General features: G+C 67.8%; 14 protein-coding genes. 12 read left to right on the plus strand and 2 right to left on the minus strand.

Translation table 11 applies throughout. From position 1 onward, the window contains the following. Position 1: 1 nt before the first annotated feature. The 10 genes from AAF184_07280 (at position 2) to AAF184_07325 (ending at position 12,835) form a co-directional block, all read left to right on the plus strand. On the plus strand, positions 2–937 hold the full coding sequence (locus AAF184_07280; protein MEO0422120.1) for a hypothetical protein: 936 nt from the start codon (positions 2–4) through the stop codon (positions 935–937). 27 nt (positions 938–964) lie between these two features. Then, positions 965–2,026 (plus strand): hypothetical protein, encoded by a 1,062-nt coding sequence (locus AAF184_07285; protein MEO0422121.1) that lies wholly within the window; start codon positions 965–967, stop codon positions 2,024–2,026. A gap of 2 nt (positions 2,027–2,028) precedes the next feature. Beyond that, the gene (locus AAF184_07290; GenBank protein MEO0422122.1) at positions 2,029–2,646 is read left to right on the plus strand and encodes a FixH family protein; all 618 of its coding nucleotides are present in this window, start codon (positions 2,029–2,031) and stop codon (positions 2,644–2,646) included. Then, entirely contained in the window at positions 2,643–3,932 is a 1,290-nt protein-coding gene (locus AAF184_07295) for a cytochrome c peroxidase (protein MEO0422123.1), read from the plus strand. The genes AAF184_07290 and AAF184_07295 overlap by 4 nt, the downstream gene beginning before the upstream one ends. 85 nt (positions 3,933–4,017) lie before the next feature. After that, positions 4,018–5,124, plus strand: coding sequence for a cis-3-hydroxy-L-proline dehydratase (locus AAF184_07300; protein MEO0422124.1), 1,107 nt, complete (start codon positions 4,018–4,020; stop codon positions 5,122–5,124). 19 nt (positions 5,125–5,143) lie between these two features. Beyond that, positions 5,144–6,115 carry an ornithine cyclodeaminase family protein gene (locus AAF184_07305; protein MEO0422125.1) on the plus strand — a complete coding sequence of 324 codons (972 nt, stop codon included), beginning with the start codon at positions 5,144–5,146 and terminating at the stop codon, positions 6,113–6,115. Between the two features lie 188 nt (positions 6,116–6,303). Beyond that, positions 6,304–9,669, plus strand: coding sequence for a putative Ig domain-containing protein (locus AAF184_07310; protein MEO0422126.1), 3,366 nt, complete (start codon positions 6,304–6,306; stop codon positions 9,667–9,669). Positions 9,670–9,804: 135 nt separating this feature from the next. Continuing rightward, the gene (locus tag AAF184_07315) at positions 9,805–10,698 is read left to right on the plus strand and encodes a fructose bisphosphate aldolase (GenBank protein ID MEO0422127.1); all 894 of its coding nucleotides are present in this window, start codon (positions 9,805–9,807) and stop codon (positions 10,696–10,698) included. Positions 10,699–10,824: 126 nt separating this feature from the next. Next, positions 10,825–11,994, plus strand: coding sequence for a glycosyltransferase family 4 protein (locus AAF184_07320; GenBank protein MEO0422128.1), 1,170 nt, complete (start codon positions 10,825–10,827; stop codon positions 11,992–11,994). Between the two features lie 34 nt (positions 11,995–12,028). Next, on the plus strand, positions 12,029–12,835 hold the full coding sequence (locus AAF184_07325) for a sulfotransferase (GenBank protein MEO0422129.1): 807 nt from the start codon (positions 12,029–12,031) through the stop codon (positions 12,833–12,835). Between the two features lie 90 nt (positions 12,836–12,925). Here the strand turns inward: AAF184_07325 and AAF184_07330 are convergent, their stop codons facing one another. Next, positions 12,926–15,553, minus strand: coding sequence for a S8 family serine peptidase (locus AAF184_07330; GenBank protein MEO0422130.1), 2,628 nt, complete (start codon positions 15,551–15,553; stop codon positions 12,926–12,928). 280 nt (positions 15,554–15,833) lie between these two features. Between AAF184_07330 and AAF184_07335 the strand changes: the two genes are divergently transcribed. Further along, entirely contained in the window at positions 15,834–16,862 is a 1,029-nt protein-coding gene (locus AAF184_07335) for an LD-carboxypeptidase (protein ID MEO0422131.1), read from the plus strand. Positions 16,863–17,031: 169 nt separating this feature from the next. Beyond that, a complete protein-coding gene (locus AAF184_07340) occupies positions 17,032–18,993 on the plus strand; it encodes an FG-GAP-like repeat-containing protein (protein ID MEO0422132.1) in 1,962 nt (653 codons plus the stop codon). Positions 18,994–19,109: 116 nt separating this feature from the next. Here AAF184_07340 and AAF184_07345 read toward each other — a convergent pair whose 3' ends face one another. Then, positions 19,110–20,975: an aryl-sulfate sulfotransferase gene (locus AAF184_07345; protein ID MEO0422133.1), complete on the minus strand. Its 1,866-nt coding sequence runs from the start codon at positions 20,973–20,975 to the stop codon at positions 19,110–19,112. Positions 20,976–21,011: the final 36 nt, after the last annotated feature.

A 21,011-nucleotide genomic window follows, 5' to 3' on the forward strand; every position in this document is an offset into this window, starting at 1 on the left:
GGTGACGGTGTTACCCCCACGGCGCCGTGACGAGCCTCGTCGCGGCGCCGTCGTCGCGCCTACTTCGGGTACGATTCAGCGCCTGCCGGCAGTCCCCGCACCCGCCGTGCGTGTGCGGGCGATCGAAGCGGGCCAGGTGCTGGTGCTCGAGCGCCCGCCAGAGGCCTTTTCCGGTCTGCTGCGCCGAGCGAGCGAGCTGGTCGACGATGCCTTCGCCCTCGAGGGGCCTGCTGCACTCGCGCACTGCCTGCCGGCGGAGGTCTTCGCCGCGCGCGGCCGCATCCTTCAGCGGCGCTTCGCCGGCGACGCGACGGCACGCGACGCCTTCTGGCAAACGGCCAGCGCCCTGCAGATGGGCGATGGCGTTTTCCGCGATCAACTCTTCTTGCGTGTGCTGCCGCCGCAGGCGAGCGGCCACGGCGGCTTCCCACCCCTGCATCCCCACCGCGACACCTGGGGCTCGCGGGTCATGTGCCAGGAGAATTGGTGGGCCCCCGTGTCGCCCGTGTCACGTCTGAACACGTTGGGCCTGTACCTGCAGCACTGGCAGCAGCCGGTGGAGAACGAGTCCGACACCTGGTCCTTCGAGGACTATCGAGCCCATCGCCAGGCTGCAGGCGGTCAGGGGCGGTCGGTGGCTTACCCCTCGGCGCCGCGGGCCAAGTTACCGCCGCCGGCTCAGGAGGCGACCCCGCTGGAGCTGCCCGTGGGTCATCTGGCCTTGTTTTCCGGGGCGCAGCTGCACGTCTCCCTGCCCAATCACAGCGGCGTCACGCGCTTCAGCGTGGAGACCCGCACCGTTCGCTTGGAGCGCGGCGGGCGGCTGGCGCCGGGGCCGCGCAACGTTGACACGGCCGAGCGCCCGCCGTACCTCACCTGGTTTCGCGATCGCCGCGGTACCACCCTTGCCGAGGCCCTGGACGCGTACGGCAGCTGATCGCGCGAGCGACTACAATGCCGGCCCATGATGATCAGAGTTTCCGCCCGCGCAGCGCTCGCCTGCGCCGTTCTCATCGCCGCGGTGCTGAGCGGATGTGCGAAGGCGCCGCCGCCGCGCGATCTCGCCGATGCCCGCTTGCTCAGCATCTCCCTGGCGGCCGCGCCTGACCACGGCGTCGTATCGCTGGCGGCCGATGCGTCGGCGGGGGATGAGCAGTGGCTCTACCGGGCCCCCGCGGGCAGCGAGATTCGCCAGCTCACCGTGGCCCGGGACGAGTCGTTCCTCATCTACAGCTACGTGCCACCGCCGGCGGGCGACGCGCGCCTGTTCGACCGCAGCGCCTTGTACCGGGTGGATCTCACGGCCCCCGAGTGGTCCGCCCAGCCCCTGCTCGGCGGGGACACGCCCGGCGAGTACCTGCTGGAGCCCGCCCTGTCGCCGGACGGGCGCTACTGCTACCACGTGCGCGTGGCCGCCTCGGACGATGCGATCAACGCCTACTCGGACGTGACCTTGCGTCGCCTCGACCTGCGCACGGGCGAGGTGCAGGACATCATCGCCAACGGCATCTGGCCCACCGTGTCCCCCGACGGGCGCAAGATCGCCTTCGTCGGCGTGCAGCCCCTGTCCCAGCAGCGCGGCCTGTTTGTGGCTAACGTCGACGGTAGCAAGCTCGAGATGTTGGTGCCCGTGGGCAAGTTCTTCGATGTGGACGCACCCGCGTTCACCCCCGACGGCAAGCACCTGGTGTTCGCCGTGGCGGAGGAGGACACGCGCGTGCCGGCAGGGCAGCGGGGTGGCCTGTCGTCCCTCCTGTGGCGATTGCTGCCGATCGGTGAGGCGCAGGCGCACAACGACCACGATGTGGCGTCGGACTGGTGGCGCGTCCCCGTTGCTGGGGGTGAGCCTGAACGCCTCACCGAGCAGGCACAGATCATGAGCTACGGCGCTTTCGCGGGCGGTGATGGCACCTTCGCCTACGCCACCACCAATGGCATCTACCTGACGGATCTGTCAGGGGAAGCGCCTGTGGCGGTGCGGTCTGAGGGCGTGTGGATGAGTGTGGCATGGCTGGGAGGGCGTTGAAGATGACGTCGAGAGGATCGTGGTATCTCGCCGCGTCGTCGGCGCTGCTGCTCAGCGCCTGCGGGCCCGCGCCGAGCGAACCGGAAGCGCAAGCGCAGACCGCTGACCATGCGCACCATGAGCACATGGGGGGTGACGGCGATGCCGAGGTGCGCGCCATGCTCGAAGGCGCTAGCGTCGCCTCCGCCCAATCCACGCCCTCCGCCTGGCGCGCTCTGCGGGCCGAGGTGGCGGCAGGGCGCATCAGCCTCGACGATGACGGCATTCCGCAGAGCCTGGACCCGGTGGCGAGCAAGCTCACCGAGGGCGGGCATTTCCGCATCAGCCTCCAGGCGCCGCCTGAAGGGCCGCAGATCAATCGCCTGCTCACCTACACGATCGCTGTGGACGATCCCGAGGGCACGCCCGTGGAGGGCGCGCAGCTCGATTTCGTCGGTGGCATGCCCCTGCACGATCACGGCTTTCCCACCTCACCGGCGATCGGCGCGCCGGTGGCTCCCGGCCGCTACCCGCTCGAAGGGCTGCGCTTCGGCATGAAGGGCTGGTGGCAGCTGGTCCTGTCGGTGCAGGCGGGGCAGGTGACCGACACGGTGACCTTCGACATCGCCGTCGAGCCTTGAATCGTTGCCACGCGCTGGGCGCCCTGGCGGCGCTGGCGCTGCTCGCGGTTGGGCCAGCGGCGAGTGCGAACGACGCCGCCGAGGCGCCTTGGAGTGTTGCCGAACGCTCGCTGCTCGCGAGCCTCAGCCTCCTGCCGTCCCCCAGCTTGCCGGTCCCACCGAGCCCTTCGAACGCCCTGGCCGATTCTCCAGCAGCAGCTGCTCTCGGCGAGCGTCTGTTCTTCGACACCCGTCTGAGTGCCAACGGCGAGGTCTCCTGCGCCAACTGCCATCAACCGACCCACGCCTTCGCCGACAGCACCGCCCGTTCCCGCGGCCTCAGCCTCACCGGTCGCAACGCGCCGACCGTGCTCGGCGGGGCTTACCAACGCTGGCTCTACTGGGATGGGCGTCGGGACAGCCTCTGGGCCCAGGCGCTCACGCCGATCGAACACCCGGATGAGCAAGGGCTCGGCCGCGTGGCCGTGCTCGCCGTGCTCGCCGAGGACCCCACCTATCGCGAGGCCTGGGTCGACCTCTTCGACGAAGCACCCCTCGATGTGTCCGACGCGGAGCGTTTCCCGCTCCACGCCACACCGCGCGCGGACGCACCTGCCCTCGCCGCCTGGCAGCAGATGGCCTCGGATGATCGGGCGCGTGTGGATGCCGCCTTCGCGCGCGTGGGGAAGGCGATCGCCGCGTACGAGCGCACCCTGCTGCCCGCGCCGTCGCGCTTCGATCGCTTCGTCGCCGCCCTGCTGGCGGGAGATGTCACTGGAGGGGGATACCTCAGCGACGAGGAGCAGGCGGGCCTAAGGCTATTCATCGGTGATCGCGCCCAGTGCACCCAGTGTCACAACGGGCCCATGTTCAGTAACGGCGGCTTTCACAACATCGGCCTGATCGCACGCACCGCCACGGCCGACACCGCAGATCTGGGCCGCGCCGCGGCCGTGCGCGAGGTGCGCGAGGATCCCTTCAACTGTCTCGGCCCGCACAGCGATGCGGCCCCCGCGGACTGCGCCGAGCTGCGCTTCATGAAGGCCCGTGGTGCGGACCTGTTGGGGGCGTTTCGCGTGCCCACCTTGCGCAACGTGGCGCGCACGGCGCCCTACATGCACGACGGCCGCTTCGCTGACCTCGCCGCTGTGCTCGCCCACTACGTGGCCGCGCCCACCCAGGTGCTCGGCCACCAGGAGCTCGACCCGCTACGCCTGGACGCGGAGGAGCTCGCCGCCCTGATCGCGTTTCTCCACGCCCTGAGCGGGGAGAGCCTCGACGACGGCGTGGCCGCGCTGACCCCCTGACCGTCGCATGCGCGGGTGCTTTGCTCCGCCATTCGGGCCGGCGCTATAGTCGACGTCAATGTCGCCATCGCCGCAGGACTGTGCCTTGAAGTTAGCTGAGATCCGCGTCTATCAAGTCGATCTTCCCCTGGTGGAGGGCCGCTACAGCTGGTCCGAGGGCAAGTACGTCGAGGTCTTCGACAGCACCGTCGTCGAGCTGATCGGCGACGACGGTCGCTACGGCCTTGGCGAGGTGTGCCCCCTCGGCCCCTTCTACCTCCCGGCGTTCGGGCCCGGTGCCCGGGCCGGTATCGGCGAGCTGGCGCCCACCTTGCTCGGCGAAGACCCCACGGCCCTCGGGCCGATCAATCGCCTCATGGATCGCGCCTTACTCGGCCACCCCTACGTGAAGTCGGCGATCGACATGGCGTGCTGGGACCTGCTCGGCAAGGCCTGTGACAGGCCGGTGTGCGACTTGCTGGGCGGTCGCTACGGCGAGCGCGTCGTGCTGTATCGGGCGATCAGCCAACGCCCCGTGGCGGAGATGGCGCAGAACGTCGCCGAGCATCGCGCCGCGGGCTATACCAAGTTTCAACTCAAGGTGGGCGGTGATCCCGCCACGGACATCGCGCGCATCCACGCGGCGGCCGATGTGCTTTCCCCGGGCGAGGTGCTCGTCGCCGACGCCAACACGGGCTGGCGCGTGGATGACGCCCTGCGGGTGGTGCACGCCGTGCGCGATCGCGACGTGTACATCGAGCAGCCGTGCCGCACCTACGAGCACTGCCTCACGGTGCGCCGCAAGACGGCGCTGCCCTTCATCCTCGATGAGAACATCACCGATCTCGATGCCTTCCTGCGCGGCCATCACGACGGCGCGATGGATGCGATCAACCTGAAGATCTCCAAGGTGGGCGGCCTGAGCAAGGCAAGGCAGATCCGCGATCTGTGCGTCTCACTCAACGTGCCGATGACCCTGGAGGACAGCTGGGGCGGCGACATCATCACGGCTGCCATCGCCCACCTCGCGCACTCCACCCCCGAGCCCTTGCGCTTCTCGGCGACCGATTTCAATAGCTACGTCACGGTGAGCCACGCGAGCGGAGCGCCGACGCGCGTCGACGGGTGCATGGAAGCATCGCGCGCCCCGGGGCTCGGCGTCGAACCTCGTCGCGAGGTGTTGGGCGAGCCGGTGGCGGTTTACAGCGCGTGACGTCCCCGAGGAGCGTCCGATGGAGCTGAAGGTATTCAACGCACAGGCGGTGGCCGAGGGCACGCCCTGGGTGCCCATGATCGATGCTATCCGTGACGCTTTCCGGGCCGCGGGCGTCTCGCCGATGCGTCATCACCATGCGGTGCCCGGCGTCGCCGAGGGAGACGACGACCTGACCTTGTTGCTGATGCCTGCCTGGCACGGCCAGGGCGGGGCCTTCGGTCTCAAGGTCGCAGCGCTCTCGCCTACGAACGCATCCGTTGGGTTGCCCACCTTGCACGGGGTGTACCTGTTGTTCGAGCCGGGCACCGGGGTGCCGCGGGCGCTGCTGGATGCGGGCGCCCTCACGGCCAGGCGCACGGCCGCTGCCTCCGCCCTGGCCTCGCGCTACCTTTCCCGCGAGAACGCGCAGACCTTGTTCGTGATCGGCACCGGTCGGGTCGCACGGGAGCTGATCAGCGCTCACTGCGCGGTGCGCCCGATCCGTGAGGTGCGCGTGTGGGGGCGGCGCCCCGAGCGGGCGCAGGCCTTGGTGGAGGCCGTCAGCGCAGAGCTCGACGCCGGGCAACGGTGCGTGAGCGTGGCGGACGTGGCCAGCGGCGCGGCCGGAGCGGACATCATCAGTGCTGCCACCGGCGCCAAAGCGCCGCTCCTGCGCAGCGAATGGGTGGAGGATGGCACGCACGTGGATCTGGTGGGGGCTTACACCCCTGCAATGTGCGAGGCGGACCCGGCGTTGGTGGGACGGTCCGACCAGGTGTTCATCGATACGTGGGAGGGCGCACGCGATGAGGCGGGCGATCTGCTGCAAGCGATCTCCGCTGGTGCCTTCTCGTTTGATTCGGTGGCGGGCGATCTGTATCAGATGTGCGCACACGATGGGGGCACCCTGCTGCGGCGGAGCGCACAGGAGATCACCCTCTACAAGTCCGTCGGCACGGCCCTGCAGGATCTGGCCGCGGCTGAGTTGTGCGTCACGCGCGCCCCATAGGGCTGCATATGTCGACTGCGCGAGCGCAGGCCGGACCTTCCATAGCGTCGCGCGCACTCTCGCGCTAGCGCTAGGCCATCGCTCGACGCCTGCTCCGTCAAGGGCTTATGTCGGTACCCGCGAGCCGCGCCCGGCTCCGGTACACTACGCCCCCTCCAGTCCGAGCTGAATTCAGAGCGTTACCTATCATGAACGAGAAGAAGACCGCAGCAGCGGCCGCCGAGGCGTCGACCACCGTGTCGCGCGCTGGAATGATCGGAGTGTTCACGTCGGCCCTGGTGCTTGCGGGGTGCGGCGGCGGCGGTGGCGGCGGAAATCCCGCGCCCCCGGCTCCCCCCACCAACACCGCGCCCACGATCACCGGTACGCCCCCGGCGACCGTGGATCAGGATGCCCAGTACGCATTTTCTTTCACCGCCAACGACGCGGATGGCGACACCCTCACCTTCGCCATCGACGGCGCGCCCGCCTGGCTCATGATCGATCCCGCCACCGGTGATCTCTCGGGCCAACCTGGCAACGCCGACGTCGGGGTGACGGCCGACATCACGGTGAGCGTGAGCGATGGTGACGTCACCGTCGACAGCGCGCCCTTCAGCGTGGAGGTGGTGAACGTCAACGACGCCCCCGTCTTCACCAGCGGCGCCTTGCCCATGATGGCGACGGAGGACGCACCCTTCACCTTCCAACTCAGCGCCACCGACGCGGACGGTGACGCGCTCACCTTCGGCTTGCGCAACGCGCCGATCTGGTTGCTGGTCGATCCCATGACGGGCGCCCTGACCGGCACGCCGACCAACGCGGATGTGGGCGTGACCACGGACGTGATCGTGACGGTGACCGACGGCACCGCCACCACCAGCAGCACTGGCGTCTCGCTGGAAGTGATCAACGTCAACGACGCCCCGGAGCTGGTCGGCGCCCTGCCGGCCACCGCGACGGAAGATGCGGCCTTCAGCTTCCAGCTCACCGCCACCGACGCCGACGGCGATGCGGTCACCTTCTCGATCGCCAACGCCCCCGCCTGGGCGACCCTCGATCCGGCCACGGGGCAGCTCACCGGGGCGCCGACCAATGACGATGTGGGCGTGACCGCCGGCATCGTGGTGACGGTGAGCGACGGCACCGACAACACCTCCAGCGCCCCCTTCTCGCTCGAGGTGCTGAACACCAACGATGCGCCGGAGATCGCCGGCACGGCACCCGCCTCCGTGGACGAGGGTCAGGACTACGCCTTCACGCCCACGGCGAGCGACGTCGACGTGGGCGATGACCTGACGTTCTCCATCGCCAACACACCGCCTTGGGCGAGCTTCGATCCCGATACCGGCGCCCTCACGGGCACACCGTCGAACACGGACCAGGGCGAGTACGCGGACATCACGATCAGCGTTGGCGACGGCACGACCACCGCGAGCCTCGACCCCTTCACGATCACCGTGGTGGACATCACCACCGTGGTGCTCTCGGGCATGGTGACCGACTCGCCCGTCACCGACGCCGCCATCTTCGGTAGCTTCGACGGCGATGATTTCGAAGCCACCGCCGACGGCAGCGGCGCCTACACGGTCACGCTGCAGCGGCGCGAAGGGGAGTTCAACGCGGACGCCCTCGTCACCCTGCGCGCCTTCGGCACGGCGGCGGGCCAGGAGCAGGTGGAGCTGGTCTCCGTGCTCGGCAGCCTCGCCCAGCTGGTGGCCGCCGCGGGCGCCGACGAGACCCTCGATGCGAGCGAGTTCCCGCGTCTCAACGTGACCCACGTGAGCACGGCCCGCGATCTGCTGCTGCCGGACTTCAACGGCGGCGCCGCGGCGACGGATGCCGAGACCTTGACCCGCGCCGAGACCGCCATCCCGTTGCAGCTGCTCCTCGACACGGCCTCGCTGATCAAGGCCATCGTCGACGACGGCCTCATCACCGTGCCCGACGGCGAGACCGTGCTGGGCCTCCTGCTGCCCGACGGCATGGAGTCGCGCCAGGAGGCGATCACCGCCCTGTTGGAAGCGCAAGGCCTGCAGGATGCCGACGGCGTGCGCACGGACGCCTTCGCCCAAGCCTTGGCCGACGCCCAGGCGGCCACCCTCGCCGATGGCAACGTGGTGGCGGGCTTCGACGCCGCCACCCTGCCGGGTACGCGCATCTGGGCCGCCGAGGCAGCGCCGAATCACCTCCTGCGCGACATCACGGCCAAGTCCGTGGTCGACCTGGCGGACGGCGGCACGGGCACCTACTACCGCCAGCGTTACGAGGCCCTCGGTGCCCGTGCGCAGAAGGTGCGCACCGATGCCATCGGCCTGTCCTGGGCCTTGATGAACCAAACGCTCACGTTGACCTTCGACGAGGCGGACGCGCTCGCCGTGGCCAACACCGCCGAAGTGGCCCTTGCCGACCGCAACGACCTGGTGTCCCAGTTCGGCTTCGATCAGGAGGTGGTGGACTTCCTCACCCAGGCGTTAGTGGATGGGGACATGGTGCCCGATCCCCTGGAGGTGCGTACGCGGCTGACCTCGCGCGTCGCCCAGGCCGTGAGCAGCGTCGACGGCGACGTGCAGGCGATCGTGGAGGAGCGCGAGGTGAGCGATCTGGATCAGGTGCTCACGGACCTCGAGTGGCCCGGCGACCTGCCGAGCGGCTCGCGCTCGAGCGAGTTCACGCGGGTGATCTCGCCGCCCACCGCGCGCGACGGTGACCTCGCTGACGACGTGGTGTCGCTGCAGGCCTGGGCCGTGCCCGTGCGCTACGACCTCGGCGGCAGCTTCGACACGGCGCCCGGCATCGCCGTGGACCTCTTCACCCTGCGTCAGGATGGGCGCACCACCTTGGGCGTGCTGAGCGATCTCGACTTCGCCTGGAACCTGATCGACGGCGCCCTGGTCTTCACCAGCGAAGACGAGGAGGGCACCACGGAGCGCTTCACCTTCCAGCGCCTGCGTCGCCTGTTCGACATCGACTTCGTCCTGGTCACCTACGAGGTGCATGGCGAGGTGATGCTGCGCTTCACCGATTGGATGGCGCGCCAGCGCAACGACGGGGCGAATCTGCTCGAGGATCTGCTGGCCGCGGAGCCGAGCTACTGGGCACCGGTCACCGCCGAGCCGAACTTCGGCCGGGAGCGCGTGGATCGCAGCAGCATCTACCGCGCCGACGGTTTGCCCGACCCGCAGCGCATCTCCGGCTACCTGTTCAGCGCCGACCTCAGCGCACGCCTGTTCGAGCCGGGCCCGGCCACCTGCCTGACGGACGATTCGCGCGGTTGCTTCGAGACCGCCGGCACCTGGACCTACACCAGCTCCGTCGACACGGCGCAGATCGTGCTCACGGGCGACTTCGCCCTGTTCGACCGCGACCTCACGTGGGAACTGCTCGACTACGACGGCGAGGCGGACGTCGGCACCGTGCTCGAGTTCGAGTTCAGCCTCTTCGACGACGGCATGGGTGGGGAAGGTCGCCAGGTGCGCGTGCCGCCGCGCCTGAACCGCATCGACCTCGAGACCCTCGACGACTATCCCGCCGAGCTTCAGGACGCCCGCGACGTCGGCTTCCTCGAGGACTGAGGGACGCTCACGGCAGACGCGGCAGCGGGACACTTGCTGCCGCGCCTCTCGGCCCGCGATGGGGGAACTCCAGGTAGAATAACGACCCTGGTTTCGTTTTCATCGCGGACTCATCTCAAGTAGAGGCACCCTGTCGTGAGCAACTTCGAGCAGCAGAAAGCCAAATTCCAAAGCGCCGATGGCTTCATCGCCGCCCTCGACCAGAGCGGCGGCAGCACGCCCAAGGCCCTGCGCCTGTACGGCGTGGCCGAGGATGCCTGGTCCAACGACGAGGAGATGTTCGACCTCGTGCACCAGATGCGCTCGCGCATCATCACCGCGCCCGCCTTCAACGGCGATCGCATCCTCGCTGCCATCCTCTTCGAGATGACCATGGATCGGGAGATCGACGGTCGCCCCACCGGGGACTACCTGTGGGAGGAGAAGAACGTGGTGCCCCTGCTCAAGGTGGACAAGGGGCTCGCCGAGGAGTCGCAGGGTGTGCAGCTGATGAAGCCCATGCCGGGCCTCGATGAGCTCCTCGCGCGCGGCAAGGCCAAGGGCATGTTCGGCACCAAGATGCGCTCGGTGGTGAAGCAGGCCAACGGCGAGGGCATCGCTGCGATCGTCGAGCAGCAGTTCGCCGTCGGCAAGCAGATCATCGCCGCCGGCCTCGTGCCCATCATCGAGCCCGAGGTGGGCATCCACTGCCCCGACAAGGCCGGCGCCGAGGAAATCCTCCACGCCAACATCATGCAGCACCTCGATGCCCTCGGTGCCGAGGAGATGGTGATGCTCAAGCTCACCTTGCCGGAGAAGGACGACCTCTACGCCGACTGCATCGCCCATCCGCGGGTGCTGAAGGTGGTGGCCCTGTCCGGCGGTTACAGCCGTGAGGAGGCCAACGCGCGCCTCGCCCGCCAGCACGGCATGGTGGCGAGCTTCTCCCGTGCCTTGAGCGAAGGCCTCTCCGCCCAGCAGACGGACGAGGCGTTCAACAGCACGATGGACGCCTCCATCCAGAGCATCTTCGACGCCTCCAAGACCTGACACCGCCTGCCCGGTGCGAGGCACCCCGAGGAAGCGTAGCGAGCGCCGCCGACCCCGCGGCGCTCGGCTGCGCCTGCCGATGACGGACGACGGGTCCGCGGGGGCTTGCCGAGGCAGGTGAACGGGGTGCATCTCATCCTGGTGATCGGTGCCCTGCCACCGCCCATCAACGGCCAATCCAAGAACCTGGAGCGGATCGCAGGCGATATCGCCGCCTGCCCCGGCGTCCGGCTGGTTCGGCGCAGTGTGGCGGCCGGAGCCCTCGAGAAGAGCGTGGTGACCCACGCCCGCAAAGCCGGCCGCGTCGTGGCAGCCTGGGTGACGATGCTCGCTTTGTCGCTACGTTATCGAAAACGTTCGCTCTACCTGGTGGCGGATGGAGGACGAGGCCTCGTCTACACCTGGGGCCTGGCGGCCACGGCCAAGGCCTTGGGCTACCGGATCGTGTTGCAGCACCGCACCTTCGAATACGTGCGTGCCCCCAATCCTCTGATGGCCAGGATCGATGCCCTGCGAGCGCGCAGCGCTGGCGCCCAGGTGTTTCTGTGTGAGTCCATGGCGCGACGGTTTCGCGAGGCCTACGGGAGTGCTGTTGGACCGTCGCACGTCGTGGGGAATCTCTCGCAGTACGCCGGCTTCGCCGGCCCGCAGGACCGCCCCGAGCCCCTCGTCGCGGACGCGCCGATTCGGGTCACGATGCTCTCCAACCTAATCCCGGAGAAAGGTGTCGATACCTTCCTGGCCACGGCACGTCTCGTGCTGGCGCGCAGCCAGGCCTGCCAGTTCACCCTGGCGGGGCCCGTGCCGCACGCGGACACGCGGGCGGCGATCGAGGCCCTGGTGGCGCACGCCCCGGAACAGGTGCGCTGGCTGGGTCCGCTCTACGGCGAGGATAAGCGTGAGCTGTTGAAGCGCACGGACGTCTTCGTCTTCCCGACCCGCTACCGCTTCGAAGCACAGCCTAACGTGGTGCTCGAAGCGATGCGCCTGGGCGCCACGGTGGTCGCGCCCGATCGGGGCTGCATCGCGAGCGATGTCGCCGAGACGGGTGTCGTCATCGAGGCGGGGCGGGAGTCCGATCCGAAGGCTTACGCCGAGGTGCTTCTGGCGTACGCTGCCGAGGGCGGGCGAGCGCTGTTGAACGCCAGGCGTCAGGCCGCCTTTGAGGCCGCTGCGCACGGGGTGGTGGTGGGTCGCGCCGCCTACGCGCAGTTCCTGAGCGATCTGACGGGTGTCGACGCGAACCGACTGCCCGTCGCCGGCGAACCGGGATCAACAGGCCGTGCAAGCGTCTGAGGTCGGTGATCGCCGGGGCCGTGTCCCGGAGCGAATGTTCCTGTTGATCGGGGCGATGAAGTCCGGCACGACGGCGCTGTTCGACGACGTGGTGACCCATCCCGCGATCCACGCGCCGAGCATGAAAGAACCCGCTGATCTCACCGACGACGCGGTCCTCACGGAGGCGGGTCTTGCGCGGTATCTGAAGATCTTCGACGGGGCGCCGCGCGAGGCCTGGTGTGCAGAGGCGTCGACCGCCTACACCAAGCTGCCGGCCTTCACCGGTGTGGCGGCGCGGGCGCTCGCGCTCTTCGGTCCTGAGCTGCGGTTGGTCTTCATCGGTCGCGATCCCGTGGATCGCCTGCGTAGCCACTACCGACACGACGTTGCGAAGGGGGCCTATCGTGGTGATTTGGTGCAGGCCCTCGAGGAGTTGCCGTTGCTGCGAGAGGTGTCGCGCTACGATCGGCAGCTGGCGCCCTGGCGCGCCGCCTTCGGCGATGACGCCCTGCTCGTGTTGCGCTTCGACGACTACGTGGCGGACCCTGAGGCTAGCGTCGAGCGCGTCTGGTCCCACCTCGGGCTGGCGCCTGTCACCTCATCGCTCGGCGCCCAACGCAACGCGAGCGCACAGAAGCGGGTGCCCCGAGGCCTGCTCCGCGCCGCCATCCAGTCCGATCTCTATTCGAGAACCCTTCGCCGCCTGCTGCCCGAGAAGCTGCGGGCCCAGCTAAAGGCCGTGTTGGTACCGAAGGGGCAGGGTGGCTTCGCCGATGCGCTCCCGCCAGCCCTCGAGCGGGCGCTGCGCGAGGAGCTGGCCGCAGATTGCGTGGACTTCGAGGCCCTCGCCAGTCGCTAGCGTCGCGCCTCGATGAAGCGCTGAACGCAAGAAGGCCCGCGAGCGAATGAGTCGCTCGCGAGCCCGGTGGTGGCGAAGGAGTGCGCCGGGTTAGTCGTCGTTCAGGGTACCGTTCAGACGCAGACCGTCTTCATCCTGCACGCTGTCCGACCAGAGGTACGCATCGCTCCAGAGGTAGCCGTCGGACCAGAGGTAGCCGTCGCTCCACAGGTAGGCGTCGGACCAGAGGTAGCCGTCGCTCCAGAGGTAGCCATCGGACCAGAGGTAGCCGTCGCTCCAGAGGTAGGCGTCGGACCAGAGGTAACCGTCGCTCCAGAGGTAAGCCGAGCTCCAGCTGGCATCACCCCACAACTGCGCGGTGTTCTCCACCAGCATCACGGTGCCGTCGTCGGAGCGCGCCATCAGGGGCGACAGGGCATTGCCGCTGATCGTACCGGAGTCGTCGAGCGCTGCCTCGATGTCGAGCAGGCCTGCGCCCACCTTGGTCGGACCCCCATCGATCTTCTTAGCCGAGCGCATGAGGCGGGCCTTGATCGTGTCCGGTGTCAGCGATGAGTCCTTCTGCAGCATCAGGGCCGCGGTGGCGGCGACGGCCGGGGCCGCCATGCTGGTGCCGGACATCTCGAGGTAGTCGCCCTCGCAGTCGCTGCCGGAGCAGGACACCACGCGGTCGGACAGGTCCGTGCGCAGCTTGCCGCCTTGGGTGATGGTGGAGATGACTCGGTTGCCTGAGGCCACGAGATCGGGCTTGAGCACGAAGTCGATCGCCGTCGGACCCTGCGAGGAGTAAGTCGAGGGGTAGTCGTCCAGTGGGTTGAGGCCCGTGCCGTTGTCCGTGAGTGAGCCCACGGTGATGATCTTGCGCGAGTTACCCGGGCTCGTGATGGTCATGTGCCCATCGCGGCCGTAGTTACCCGCCGAGGCCACCACGGTGATGCCCGAGTCCCACACGGCTTCCACAGCCTGCACCAGCGGATCCACCTGGTTGGACTGGAGGACCGCCATGCCGAAGGACAGGTTGGCCACCTTGATGTCGTTCTCGGCGCCGTGCTGCAGGAGCCACTCCATGGCCGCGAGGGCGCTGGAGAGGTTGCCGCGGCCGTTCTCGTCCAGCATGCGCAGGGAGTAGACGGTCGCCTCCGAGGCGGGACCGCGGTGCACGCCGTTCGAGTTCTCACCGTCGGCGGCGACGATGCCCGCCACGTGGGTGCCGTGACCGTTCGGATCGTTGTCCGTAGCGTAGGCGTCGGGACCCGCGTTGTAGTGGTCCAGCACCTGGCTCGGGCTCAGGGCATCGCAGTGCACGGCCGCGAGGTGGTAGTCGCCGCGGAAGTCGCGGCTGCCGTTGTTGGGGCTCGTGTTGAACTCGTTGCCGATGGCGAAGTTGTAGCTGCCGACCCAGTTCGAGAAGTCGCCGCCGATGGTCTCGACGTCACGTAGTTGTCCGTCGACGTACAAGCGAGCACTGCCCTGGGCATCGCGAACCGCCACCACGTGCTGGAGCTGCGTCTTCACCGTGTTGTGGGGGGTGTAGAGCTGGCGACCGGTGCCGTTGTTGCCGTTAGTCGTGGTGCGCAGGCGCATGACGTAGCGGCTGCCGTCCTGGGCCAGGGTGAAGTTGCGGTTACCCGAATTGATCGAGAAGGTGATGATGCGGGCCGGGCCACCCTGACTGGTGTTGTCGGGCTCCACCCAGGCTTCCAGCGTGATCTCGTTGCTGGCGCGACAGGCGTTGAAGATGCGATCCGTGCCCGTCGCTGCGGAGGCGCGGCTCGCGTTGTCGAGCTGTGCGGTGCCGTCTTCCCACTCGAAGTTGGTGTTCTCGAACACCAGGTCTGCGGGCGTCTCGCCAGCGTCCACTGAGCGGTCGAAGACGCGGCGGCCGCGAGCTTCGTCGAAGACGTACAGCGCTTCGGCAGCGCCGTCGTGGCGCACGCCGTTGGCCAAGCGCGTCTTCGGCGTGATCAGGTTGACGTGCTCGACGTTGTCGAGATCGCCGTGCACGCCGACGCCGGAGTCGACCACGGCCACGTTGATGCCGCTGCCGCGGTACTGGGCGTTGGGGCTGTTACCCCTCGGCATCTTGTTCGTGTGACGCGAAGATGAGGACGCGCCGATCACCTCACGGTCGAGGGACAGGCCGGCCACGTGCGGGTCCATCGCGAGGGCTTCGAGCGAGCCGGCCGGGAGGCTCACGGCGCGCATGTTCAGCGCTGCGAATTCCTGAGTGACCACACCGCCCAAGGCCGCCAGGCGCTCGGCGTCGAACAGTTCCGGCTGCTCGTCGAGGTGTGCGATGAGGCTGACGCGCTGAGCGCCACCGGCCGCCGCAAAGGCCGCGAGGGCGGGGCCGATCTTGTCGCTCACGTCGCCGGTGCCGGCATCGTCTTTGCGCGCGGTGGACTCGTCGGCGTTGCGGCCGTCGAAGGACCCGCGATCACCCGGGAAGCTGCCGATGGCACCCGCCGGCGGCCCGATCAGATCCGGTGCTTCACCCCGACTCTGCGACCAGGGGAAACCGGCGGTATCCAGATTGCCGCCGACGCTGGGGTTCGAGGGATCCAGTCCGGCACCCAGGCCAGCGCCCGGCGTAACGTCTGCGGCGGCAAACAGCGGTAGGTCCTGTTCGCCGTGAGAAGACGGTGCACGGGGCGAAAGCGCGGTAGCCGCGGAGATGGCGACGACGACGGCGATGCCGAGGGTAGTGTTCTTGTTCACGTTGGTCAGCCCTGAAGGTGTGTGCCTGAAGATGGGCGTATTTCATCAGGGGCGCCGAGAGTGAGCGTTGTCTTCGCGACGCACTGCTCAGGCACGAGTGTGAAGCCGATCACGTAATCCGTGGGTAAAGTGCTGACAGGGGTGTGCGGCTTGACGGAATCCGGAGTTATCGGGGGCGCCGAGTCAGCGGATGGAGCGATGTGTGCACTCGCCTCAGCTTGTCGAGGGCATTCCTGGCGGTAGAGTAGCGGTGTCGCCGGTCGCTCACGGATCCCCGCCTATGCAACGCCGCCAGTTCCTCACCGCCACTGCGGCGGCCCTCACCTGGGCGTCCGTCGGCCCGGTCACCGCCGCGCAGCGTTCCCTGATCAAGGCGCCCGCCCTGCGGCGAGGAGATCGCGTGGGACTGGTGAATCCTGCGACCGCTGCCTTCAAGCGCGCTCCTATTGAGGTCATGCAGGAGGCGCTCGAGTCGCTGGGCCTGGAGGTGGTGCTGGGCGAGCACTTCTACGACCGCCTGGGGTACTTCGCCGGTGAGGACGAGGCGCGGGCGGCGGACATCAACGGTTTCTTCACCGATCCGTCGGTGCGGATGATCTTCGCCCGGGGCGGTTGGGGCTCGGCCCGCCTGTTGCCGCTCCTTGATTACGAGGCGATCGCCCAGCATCCGAAGATCCTCATGGGGTACAGCGACGCCACGGCGCTGATCAACGGCGTCCACCAGCGCACCGGATTGGTCACCTTTCATGGCCCGAGCCCGCTGGACCGTTTCTCCGCTGAGTACTTTCAGCGCGTCGTCATGGCGGGGGAAGCGGTGACCATGCGCAACCCGACCGGGACCCCGCGCGACACCTTGGTGCCGGTGAACCATCGTATCCGCTCGCTTCGCGGCGGTAAGGCCCAGGGCCCGCTCCTCGGCGGCAACCTCACCGTGCTCACCGCCATCGTCGGCTCCTCTTACGTTCCCGACTTCGACGGCGCCATCCTGTTCCTGGAAGACGTGGGCGAGGCGGTCTACCGCGTCGACCGTATGCTCACGCAACTCAAGCTCGCCGGCATTCTCGATCGCCTCGCCGGCGTGGTGTTCGGTCGCTGCACCGATTGCGGGCCCGGCACCGACTACGGATCGCTCACGCTGGAGGAAGTGCTCGAACGTCATTTCACGCCCCTCGGCGTGCCGGCCTTCAGCGGCAGCATGATCGGTCATATCCCGAAGCAGTTCGTCTTGCCCCTGGGGTTGAACGCACAGATCGATGCAGACCTCGGCACGATCCGACTGTTGGAGAGCGCCGTCGCGCCAGCGCCGTAGCCGGGACCACTCCACCGACATCCCGTAGGCGCATATCGCTTCCGCCAATCGTTGTTGCTAGGATCAAAAAGACGCCGCTGCACTAGGGACGCAGGGCGCGTTTATCACCAATCGAATAACAACGATGCTAGGCGAGGGCAGGTTGATGTCGATTATGTCAAGGGAGCGAGTGCTTACGGGCACTTGCTGCGCTGCCGTGTCTATGCTGATGCTTGGCAGCTACGCAGCTAGGGCAGAGCTGCAGTTCACCGATGTCACCGCGAGTGCGGGCGTAGAGTTCACCCAGATCGGGGATCACCAGGTGCCGATCGGCGCCGGTGCCGCGTGGGTGGACGTAGACGGCGACGGCGACGATGACCTCTACGCCACGCAGATGGTCGGCTGCAATCGCTTGTACCTGAACGACGGCAAGGGGGAGTTTACGGAACTCTTAGGGGCCGGTGGTGCAGACGATTGCACCGGCGTCACCTTCGCCGTCGGCGCCGCCGACATCGACAACGATGGCGATCAGGATCTGTTCGTCGGCAACAAGGGGCAGAACCGCCTCTACGAGAACAGTCCGCTCGACGGCCAGGTCCGCTTCATCGACATCACCGAGAGCGCGGGCCTCGGCAACGACGGCGAGCGCACCACGGGGGTGATCACCTTCGGTGACTTCGATGCGGACGGTTTCCTCGATATCTTCGTCGGCAATCACATCGTGCCGCCGGAGACCCCAGACAACGGGTTCCTGCCGGTAACGTGTACGGCCGACTATCTCTGGCACAACAACGGCGACGGCAGCTTTGACGATGTGGGCCCGTCCACGGGCATCGCCCTGTCGGGGCTGCCGAAGATCGCGGGCTGCGCCCTGGCCGCCACCTTCACCGACTTCGATAACGACGGCGATGCCGACCTCGCCGTGGTCAACGACTTCGGCACCGAGAGCGGCACGGGCGTGCCTAACCGCCTGTTCCGCAACGATGGCCCCGGCGTGCTGAACTGGACCTTCACCGACGTCAGCGACGTGGTCTCCTTCGACTACCCGCAGGCGGGCATGGGCATCGCCATCGGCGACATCAACCGCGACGGCACCTTCGACTACTACTCCACGGACGTCGGTTCGAACGACCTCGCCTCGGGCGACCCCTTTGACTTCATCTTCGCCAACGTCGCCAAGTTCCTCGGCGTCGACGCCAACGATCAGGACATCTTCGGTGGCCGCGGGCTCGTGGGCTGGGGCACGGGATTCTTCGATATGGACCACGACGGCTGGGAGGATCTGATCGTGGTCAACGGCGGCGTACCGATCGAGAAGTTCCCCGTGACCTTCGGCGGCGATGACTACCAGCACGCGAACCCGGTCTACCTGTTTCTCAACAACTGGCCTAACCCCTTCCCCGAAGTGCACGAGCAGGTGGGGATGACGGCGCAGAAGCTCTATCGCGGCTCGTCGGTCACGGACCTCGATGATGATGGCGATCTCGACCTGCTGGTCTCCACCTTCGAGGGCACCAACACGCTGTACCGAAACGACCTGAACCCCACCGGGGGCGGCGAGCACTGGGTGAAGGTGCGCGTGCAGGGCACCGTGTCCAATCGCGACGGTATCGGCACCCGCCTGCGCCTCACCACCGCCACCGGCACCCAATTGCTACGTGAGGTGGACGGCGGGTCAGGCTACGCGGGACGCAACACGCTACAGGTGCACTTCGGTACCGGATCGGAAGATAGGGCGGACATCAATGCGGTGTTCCCCAGCGGCATCGAGACCGAGGTGCTCGACGTGGCCCTCGACAGCACGCAGGTGTTCGTCGAGCCGCTGCTCTCGGCCCGCTTCAAGGGCGATGAGGAGGTGGTGGGCACCGCGGGCGAGACCTTCTCCCTGGAGCTGACCGTACGCAACCACAGCGACGCCGCCCAGACGCGAGAGCTATGGATGGTGCGCCAAACGCCGGCCGGGGCCGAGGTGGTCTTCCGTGCGCCGCGTACGATTACCCTCGGTGCCGGTCAGTCCTTCTCCTTCACCGTCACCTTGCCGACCACACCTAACACTCAGCTTGGGCGCCATCGGGTCATCGCCCGCGCCGGTGAGTTCCCTGAGGTGTTGACGCAGCAGGATCATGTGGACCTGATCCTCAGCGCTCCCTGATCGTCGGCCGCTGAAACGCGGCCATGAAAAAGGCCGCCGAGGTGTGATGCCTCGGCGGCCTTGTGCTAGTTGGCCGATGATGGGGAACCGAAATTCCCCATCGGTCGGTAGCGGGGTCAGTCGTTGCGGGTGTAGAGATCCTTCACCCGGAACTGGCGGTAAACCGGCACGCTCACCCGCAGGGACAGGGCCACCTCGCCGGAGGGCGTCAACTCATCGCCGAGGGCGTAGCTGAAGCCGATGATGCCCGAGTTGGCGTAGATGTTGCCGTTCTCCAGCAGCTGGGCTGAGCCGAGCGCGAAGGAGTATTCGCGCGTGGCGAGGCTGTGCTCCAGCGTGGCTTCCATCGTGTTCTCGTCGAAGCTGTAGAGCTGCGCACGGCTGCCGCAGCCGTTGATCGGATCGGCGGCACAAGCGGTCAGGGCGTTACCGTTGTCGTACACCAGCATCTGGTTGTCACCGATGAAGTTGTTGTCGTGCTGGTGGCTCTGCCACAGGTCCGGGTCGACACCGTCCGTGAGCGTGAAGTCGCCGTCCTTGCCGAGGTTCCACTTTACGGCACCGGTGCCCTGGCCGTCGGCGTAGTCGATACCCATCATCCAGTCGAGGTGGCGGATGGACATGACGATGGTGCCGTCGGACTCGCGGTAGCCAAGGGCGTTGCTGTGCAGCCAGTCGTTGGCCTCGAGCACGCCGTCAGGCTCGGAGCCCGGGCCCTCGGGGCCGTAGTCGTCCTGGGACAGGAACAGTATGGGGCAACCGCCCTGGGTAGCGCCGGTTTCCGGGTTGTAGGTGCACAGCTCACCGAGGATCGCCACCTTCTCGAGGTCCACGTGCTCGAAGGCGTCCCACTGCCAGATCACCTGCATGTTGCGATCGAGGCCGAGGATGATGTCGGACAGGATGTCCACTGGGCCTTCTTCGCCCTGCGCGCCGTCGATACGGGCTTCCGAGTGGGCCAGCACGATCCATTGGCCGTTCGGCAGTTCGCGTGCCTCATGGTGAATGGTGGTGAGCGGTACCGTGCCACCGTTGGCGGCGAACTGCTCAGACAGGCGCCGGGCGTTGGTTTCGCGCAGCGTGTTACCGACCAGATCGATCTCGCGCACGCGGAAGCGATCGTTGCTGGTGGCGGCGCCGATCAGCATGATGCGACCGCCGCTCGACATGCGGGTGAGCGTGACCCCACTCTCATCGGCATCGGGCGGGTTGTAGTACCACACGAGATTGCCGTCGAGATCGGTCGCGATCGGGCGTCCGCCGAGGCCCGCCGTGGGGCCGAACACGACGAAGCGCTCTTCGGTGCTAACGTCTGCCGTAGCCGGCGAGTCCACCGTGACTTCGGGAATGTCGTCCAAACCCTCCGGAATGGCGCCGGTGGTGAACTGACGCAGGGGCCCCTGGACCACCTCCGTGCCGTTCGGCGAGAGCAGGACGTGACGCACCGCGTAGTTGGTCTCCGGCAGCATGCCGCCGAGGTAGAAGTTCATGGCGGTGTTGCCGTCGCAAGCCTTCGCGTCGGTGGACACCGGCAGCTGCGTGCCGCCCTCGGGCGAGAAGGTGACGGCCATACGCAGGCCGGCCGGGCAGGCCGGGGCGCCATAGATGGCCACCAGCGGGTGGCGCGTCTCGCGCACGCTCACGCCCGGCGTCGGGCGAATCAGGAAGCCGGCGCGCAGGGTTTCCAGGTTCACGCCGTCGCGCACGGTCATGGTGACGGCGTAGCGGCCCACTTCCAGGGGCGTCCAGCGCAGTCCGTTGATCGAGGTGTAGTCGTAGATCACCTGCTGCTGACCGCCGATGCGGGTCACCGCCAGGCGGTAGGTAGCGTTTGCCGGGGCGTTCTCGACGCTCCAGGTGACCGAGGTGCCTGGCAGCTGCCCCGGTGGCAGATCAGATACCAAGTTGAGTTGGGCGTTCGCCAGCCCAGCAGCGAGAGCGAGGCTCGCTGCGACGAGCGGCCGAGTGTATTTGAGGGTCATGTCACCATCCCTAGCGTTGGCGTTATTCAGTGCTGA

The organism is Pseudomonadota bacterium (assembly GCA_039815145.1).
Classification (GTDB): domain Bacteria; phylum Pseudomonadota; class Gammaproteobacteria; order Steroidobacterales; family JBCBZW01; genus JBCBZW01.